At 50.4% G+C, this 6558-nt stretch carries 8 protein-coding genes and 3 pseudogenes; 6 read left to right on the top strand and 5 right to left on the bottom strand.

The window, feature by feature from the left end; all coding sequences use genetic code 11:
* Together Phpb_RS06075 and Phpb_RS06070 are read left to right on the top strand one after the other, a co-directional pair.
* The coding region (locus tag Phpb_RS06075; RefSeq protein WP_205634741.1) for a glycoside hydrolase family 68 protein at positions 1-289 on the top strand (289 nt) is incomplete at its 5' end.
* Between the two features lie 97 nt (positions 290-386).
* On the top strand, positions 387-1046 hold the full coding sequence (locus Phpb_RS06070; protein WP_000412211.1) for a type A-1 chloramphenicol O-acetyltransferase: 660 nt from the start codon (positions 387-389) through the stop codon (positions 1044-1046).
* A gap of 8 nt (positions 1047-1054) precedes the next feature.
* On the opposite strand, the gene Phpb_RS27215 is transcribed toward Phpb_RS06070, so the two are convergent.
* The 4 genes and pseudogenes from Phpb_RS27215 to Phpb_RS25690 all read right to left on the bottom strand — a co-directional run bounded on the left by Phpb_RS27215 (position 1055) and on the right by Phpb_RS25690 (position 2078).
* Positions 1055-1180, bottom strand: a complete 126-nt coding sequence (locus Phpb_RS27215; RefSeq protein WP_276204244.1) for a hypothetical protein — start codon at positions 1178-1180, stop codon at positions 1055-1057.
* Between the two features lie 29 nt (positions 1181-1209).
* Positions 1210-1392 (bottom strand): annotated as a pseudogene (locus Phpb_RS23575) (MFS transporter); the annotation flags it as partial.
* 232 nt (positions 1393-1624) lie between these two features.
* Positions 1625-1786: pseudogene (locus tag Phpb_RS26610) on the bottom strand (TraK family protein); the annotation flags it as partial.
* Positions 1746-2078 (bottom strand): hypothetical protein, encoded by a 333-nt coding sequence (locus Phpb_RS25690; RefSeq protein WP_131817496.1) that lies wholly within the window; start codon positions 2076-2078, stop codon positions 1746-1748. The pseudogene Phpb_RS26610 and the gene Phpb_RS25690, both read right to left, overlap by 41 nt.
* A gap of 75 nt (positions 2079-2153) precedes the next feature.
* On the opposite strand from Phpb_RS25690, the gene traJ reads away from it, so the two are divergent.
* Positions 2154-2525 (top strand): conjugal transfer transcriptional regulator TraJ, encoded by a 372-nt coding sequence (traJ, locus tag Phpb_RS06060; RefSeq protein ID WP_008832110.1) that lies wholly within the window; start codon positions 2154-2156, stop codon positions 2523-2525.
* Between the two features lie 34 nt (positions 2526-2559).
* Entirely contained in the window at positions 2560-3207 is a 648-nt protein-coding gene (gene traI, locus Phpb_RS23570) for a TraI/MobA(P) family conjugative relaxase (protein ID WP_057077966.1), read from the top strand.
* 216 nt (positions 3208-3423) lie between these two features.
* Here the strand turns inward: traI and Phpb_RS06050 are convergent, their stop codons facing one another.
* Positions 3424-4260 carry an AMP-binding protein gene (locus tag Phpb_RS06050; RefSeq protein ID WP_065389587.1) on the bottom strand — a complete coding sequence of 279 codons (837 nt, stop codon included), beginning with the start codon at positions 4258-4260 and terminating at the stop codon, positions 3424-3426.
* Between the two features lie 342 nt (positions 4261-4602).
* Between Phpb_RS06050 and araC the strand changes: the two genes are divergently transcribed.
* A complete protein-coding gene (gene araC / locus Phpb_RS06045; protein WP_001300811.1) occupies positions 4603-5481 on the top strand; it encodes an arabinose operon transcriptional regulator AraC in 879 nt (292 codons plus the stop codon).
* 96 nt (positions 5482-5577) lie between these two features.
* Positions 5578-6558 (top strand): annotated as a pseudogene (sacB, locus tag Phpb_RS06040) (levansucrase); the annotation flags it as partial.

Here is a 6558-nt window from a genome sequence, read left to right as displayed (position 1 = left end):
TTATGTTTCTAATTCTTTAACTGGCCCATACAAGCCGCTGAACAAAACTGGCCTTGTGTTAAAAATGGATCTTGATCCTAACGATGTAACCTTTACTTACTCACACTTCGCTGTACCTCAAGCGAAAGGAAACAATGTCGTGATTACAAGCTATATGACAAACAGAGGATTCTACGCAGACAAACAATCAACGTTTGCGCCAAGCTTCCTGCTGAACATCAAAGGCAAGAAAACATCTGTTGTCAAAGACAGCATCCTTGAACAAGGACAATTAACAGTTAACAAATAAAAACGCAAAAGAAAATGCCGATATCCTATTGGCATTTTCTTTTATTTCTTATCAACATAAAGGTGAATCCCATAGGGCAGGAGCTAAGGAAGCTAAAATGGAGAAAAAAATCACTGGATATACCACCGTTGATATATCCCAATGGCATCGTAAAGAACATTTTGAGGCATTTCAGTCAGTTGCTCAATGTACCTATAACCAGACCGTTCAGCTGGATATTACGGCCTTTTTAAAGACCGTAAAGAAAAATAAGCACAAGTTTTATCCGGCCTTTATTCACATTCTTGCCCGCCTGATGAATGCTCATCCGGAATTCCGTATGGCAATGAAAGACGGTGAGCTGGTGATATGGGATAGTGTTCACCCTTGTTACACCGTTTTCCATGAGCAAACTGAAACGTTTTCATCGCTCTGGAGTGAATACCACGACGATTTCCGGCAGTTTCTACACATATATTCGCAAGATGTGGCGTGTTACGGTGAAAACCTGGCCTATTTCCCTAAAGGGTTTATTGAGAATATGTTTTTCGTCTCAGCCAATCCCTGGGTGAGTTTCACCAGTTTTGATTTAAACGTGGCCAATATGGACAACTTCTTCGCCCCCGTTTTCACCATGGGCAAATATTATACGCAAGGCGACAAGGTGCTGATGCCGCTGGCGATTCAGGTTCATCATGCCGTTTGTGATGGCTTCCATGTCGGCAGAATGCTTAATGAATTACAACAGTACTGCGATGAGTGGCAGGGCGGGGCGTAATTCCCGGGTCATGGCTGCGCCCCGACACCCGCCAACACCCGCTGACGCGCCCTGACGGGCTTGTCTGCTCCCGGCATCCGCTTACAGACAAGCTGTGACCGTCTCCGGGAGCTGCATGTGTCAGAGGTTTTCACCGTCATCACCGAAACGCGCGAGGCAGCAAGGAGATGGCGCCCAACAGTCCCCCGGCCACGGGGCCTGCCACCATACCCACGCCGAAACAAGCGCTCATGAGCCCGAAGTGGCGAGCCCGATCTTCCCCATCGGTGATGTCGGCGATATAGGCGCCAGCAACCGCACCTGTGGCGCCGGTGATGCCGGCCACGATGCGTCCGGCGTAGAGGATCCTTTTTGTCCGGTGTTGGGTTGAAGGTGAAGCCGGTCGGGGCCGCAGCGGGGGCCGGCTTTTCAGCCTTGCCCCCCTGCTTCGGCCGCCGTGGCTCCGGCGTCTTGGGTGCCGGCGCGGGTTCCGCAGCCTTGGCCTGCGGTGCGGGCACATCGGCGGGCTTGGCCTTGATGTGCCGCCTGGCGTGCGAGCGGAACGTCTCGTAGGAGAACTTGACCTTCCCCGTTTCCCGCATGTGCTCCCAAATGGTGACGAGCGCATAGCCGGACGCTAACGCCGCCTCGACATCCGCCCTCACCGCCAGGAACGCAACCGCAGCCTCATCACGCCGGCGCTTCTTGGCCGCGCGGGATTCAACCCACTCGGCCAGCTCGTCGGTGTAGCTCTTTGGCATCGTCTCTCGCCTGTCCCCTCAGTTCAGTAATTTCCTGCATTTGCCTGTTTCCAGTCGGTAGATATTCCACAAAACAGCAGGGAAGCAGCGCTTTTCCGCTGCATAACCCTGCTTCGGGGTCATTATAGCGATTTTTTCGGTATATCCATCCTTTTTCGCACGATATACAGGATTTTGCCAAAGGGTTCGTGTAGACTTTCCTTGGTGTATCCAACGGCGTCAGCCGGGCAGGATAGGTGAAGTAGGCCCACCCGCGAGCGGGTGTTCCTTCTTCACTGTCCCTTATTCGCACCTGGCGGTGCTCAACGGGAATCCTGCTCTGCGAGGCTGGCCGGCTACCGCCGGCGTAACAGATGAGGGCAAGCGGATGGCTGATGAAACCAAGCCAACCAGGAAGGGCAGCCCACCTATCAAGGTGTACTGCCTTCCAGACGAACGAAGAGCGATTGAGGAAAAGGCGGCGGCGGCCGGCATGAGCCTGTCGGCCTACCTGCTGGCCGTCGGCCAGGGCTACAAAATCACGGGCGTCGTGGACTATGAGCACGTCCGCGAGCTGGCCCGCATCAATGGCGACCTGGGCCGCCTGGGCGGCCTGCTGAAACTCTGGCTCACCGACGACCCGCGCACGGCGCGGTTCGGTGATGCCACGATCCTCGCCCTGCTGGCGAAGATCGAAGAGAAGCAGGACGAGCTTGGCAAGGTCATGATGGGCGTGGTCCGCCCGAGGGCAGAGCCATGACTTTTTTAGCCGCTAAAACGGCCGGGGGGTGCGCGTGATTGCCAAGCACGTCCCCATGCGCTCCATCAAGAAGAGCGACTTCGCGGAGCTGGTGAAGTACATCACCGACGAGCAAGGCAAGACCGAGCGCCTGGGTCACGTGCGCGTCACGAACTGCGAGGCAAACACCCTGCCCGCTGTCATGGCCGAGGTGATGGCGACCCAGCACGGCAACACCCGTTCCGAGGCCGACAAGACCTATCACCTGCTGGTTAGCTTCCGCGCGGGAGAGAAGCCCGACGCGGAGACGTTGCGCGCGATTGAGGACCGCATCTGCGCTGGGCTTGGCTTCGCCGAGCATCAGCGCGTCAGTGCCGTGCATCACGACACCGACAACCTGCACATCCATATCGCCATCAACAAGATTCACCCGACCCGAAACACCATCCATGAGCCGTATCGGGCCTACCGCGCCCTCGCTGACCTCTGCGCGACGCTCGAACGGGACTACGGGCTTGAGCGTGACAATCACGAAACGCGGCAGCGCGTTTCCGAGAACCGCGCGAACGACATGGAGCGGCACGCGGGCGTGGAAAGCCTGGTCGGCTGGATCCGGCCACGATGCGTCCGGCGTAGAGGATCTGAAGATCAGCAGTTCAACCTGTTGATAGTACGTACTAAGCTCTCATGTTTCACGTACTAAGCTCTCATGTTTAACGTACTAAGCTCTCATGTTTAACGAACTAAACCCTCATGGCTAACGTACTAAGCTCTCATGGCTAACGTACTAAGCTCTCATGTTTCACGTACTAAGCTCTCATGTTTGAACAATAAAATTAATATAAATCAGCAACTTAAATAGCCTCTAAGGTTTTAAGTTTTATAAGAAAAAAAAGAATATATAAGGCTTTTAAAGCTTTTAAGGTTTAACGGTTGTGGACAACAAGCCAGGGATGTAACGCACTGAGAAGCCCTTAGAGCCTCTCAAAGCAATTTTGAGTGACACAGGAACACTTAACGGCTGACATGGGAATTCCACATGTGGAATTCCACATGTGGAATTGTGAGCGGATAACAATTTGTGGAATTCCCGGGAGAGCTCGATATCGCATGCGGTACCTCTAGAGGCGCCGTTTAAACATTTAAATCTGCAGGCCAAGTTATCTGGGCTAAGGTAGTCATGGAGGATGTTGCAGGTAATGGCACTGGATTCTAATGATTTATCTACGTCTTCAAGAGTCACGATATGGATATTTTCTGCAACCAACCTGACCAATTTTTCCTTTAATTTTTCTTGGGTAAATATAATTTTCAGATTGCTATCGTGGATCATGTAACGAAGTCGTTCCTCTGGATAATCATGAGACAATGGCAGATACGCACCACCGGCAAAAAGAGTTCCCCAAGCTCCGATCATCTGCTCAATCGACGGTTCAACAAATATGCCGACGCAATCACCCGCTAAACATCCCAAGTTTTGCAGATAGCAGGCCAGATGCACACTGCCAATTGCCATTTCCAAATAACTGAGTCGCTCTTCACCGTGGATGACTGCTGTAGCCCAAGGAGTTGACCGGACGTGTGAAAAGAGTAATCCCGGTAGGCACTCTTTTCGTTGAAAACTCGCTGGTAACTTAATGTTATTTAACGTGGTCCAATTTTCAGTTTCCGGTTGAGTACTGGAGATATCGTATTTTCGATACTGTCCTGTTTGTAATATATTGCGCCATTTGATTATTGGGAGAGTTGATTGCATGCTAGCCTCCTGTTAGCCCAAAAAAACGGGTATGGAGAAACAGTAGAGAGTTGCGATAAAAAGCGTCAGGTAGGATCCGCTAATCTTATGGATAAAAATGCTATGGCATAGCAAAGTGTGACGCCGTGCAAATAATCAATGTGGACTTTTCTGCCGTGATTATAGACACTTTTGTTACGCGTTTTTGTCATGGCTTTGGTCCCGCTTTGTTACAGAATGCTTTTAATAAGCGGGGTTACCGGTTTGGTTAGCGAGAAGAGCCAGTAAAAGACGCAGTGACGGCAATGTCTGATGCAATATGGACAATTGGTTTCTTCTCTGAATGGCGGGAGTATGAAAAGTATGGCTGAAGCGCAAAATGATCCCCTGCTGCCGGGATACTCGTTTAATGCCCATCTGGTGGCGGGTTTAACGCCGATTGAGGCCAACGGTTATCTCGATTTTTTTATCGACCGACCGCTGGGAATGAAAGGTTATATTCTCAATCTCACCATTCGCGGTCAGGGGGTGGTGAAAAATCAGGGACGAGAATTTGTTTGCCGACCGGGTGATATTTTGCTGTTCCCGCCAGGAGAGATTCATCACTACGGTCGTCATCCGGAGGCTCGCGAATGGTATCACCAGTGGGTTTACTTTCGTCCGCGCGCCTACTGGCATGAATGGCTTAACTGGCCGTCAATATTTGCCAATACGGGGTTCTTTCGCCCGGATGAAGCGCACCAGCCGCATTTCAGCGACCTGTTTGGGCAAATCATTAACGCCGGGCAAGGGGAAGGGCGCTATTCGGAGCTGCTGGCGATAAATCTGCTTGAGCAATTGTTACTGCGGCGCATGGAAGCGATTAACGAGTCGCTCCATCCACCGATGGATAATCGGGTACGCGAGGCTTGTCAGTACATCAGCGATCACCTGGCAGACAGCAATTTTGATATCGCCAGCGTCGCACAGCATGTTTGCTTGTCGCCGTCGCGTCTGTCACATCTTTTCCGCCAGCAGTTAGGGATTAGCGTCTTAAGCTGGCGCGAGGACCAACGTATCAGCCAGGCGAAGCTGCTTTTGAGCACCACCCGGATGCCTATCGCCACCGTCGGTCGCAATGTTGGTTTTGACGATCAACTCTATTTCTCGCGGGTATTTAAAAAATGCACCGGGGCCAGCCCGAGCGAGTTCCGTGCCGGTTGTGAAGAAAAAGTGAATGATGTAGCCGTCAAGTTGTCATAATTGGTAACGAATCAGACAATTGACGGCTTGACGGAGTAGCATAGGGTTTGCAGAATCCCTGCTTCGTCCATTTGACAGGCACATTATGCATCGATAGGCCTGGACGTTTGGGACAGCTGGCCATTACAAAACGCTGACGGCACTGTCGCAAACTATCACGGCTACCACATCGTCTTTGCATTAGCCGGAGATCCTAAAAATGCGGATGACACATCGATTTACATGTTCTATCAAAAAGTCGGCGAAACTTCTATTGACAGCTGGAAAAACGCTGGCCGCGTCTTTAAAGACAGCGACAAATTCGATGCAAATGATTCTATCCTAAAAGACCAAACACAAGAATGGTCAGGTTCAGCCACATTTACATCTGACGGAAAAATCCGTTTATTCTACACTGATTTCTCCGGTAAACATTACGGCAAACAAACACTGACAACTGCACAAGTTAACGTATCAGCATCAGACAGCTCTTTGAACATCAACGGTGTAGAGGATTATAAATCAATCTTTGACGGTGACGGAAAAACGTATCAAAATGTACAGCAGTTCATCGATGAAGGCAACTACAGCTCAGGCGACAACCATACGCTGAGAGATCCTCACTACGTAGAAGATAAAGGCCACAAATACTTAGTATTTGAAGCAAACACTGGAACTGAAGATGGCTACCAAGGCGAAGAATCTTTATTTAACAAAGCATACTATGGCAAAAGCACATCATTCTTCCGTCAAGAAAGTCAAAAACTTCTGCAAAGCGATAAAAAACGCACGGCTGAGTTAGCAAACGGCGCTCTCGGTATGATTGAGCTAAACGATGATTACACACTGAAAAAAGTGATGAAACCGCTGATTGCATCTAACACAGTAACAGATGAAATTGAACGCGCGAACGTCTTTAAAATGAACGGCAAATGGTACCTGTTCACTGACTCCCGCGGATCAAAAATGACGATTGACGGCATTACGTCTAACGATATTTACATGCTTGGTTATGTTTCTAATTCTTTAACTGGCCCATACAAGCCGCTGAACAAAACTGGCCTTGTGTTAAAAATGGATCTTGATCCTAACGATGTA

Origin of the sequence: Photorhabdus namnaonensis (assembly GCF_001684335.1) — a bacterium.
GTDB classification, from domain to species: Bacteria; Pseudomonadota; Gammaproteobacteria; order Enterobacterales; family Enterobacteriaceae; genus Photorhabdus; species Photorhabdus namnaonensis.
The sequence above is the reverse complement of the archived record's forward strand: the minus strand, read 5'-3'. Positions and strand labels throughout refer to the sequence as shown.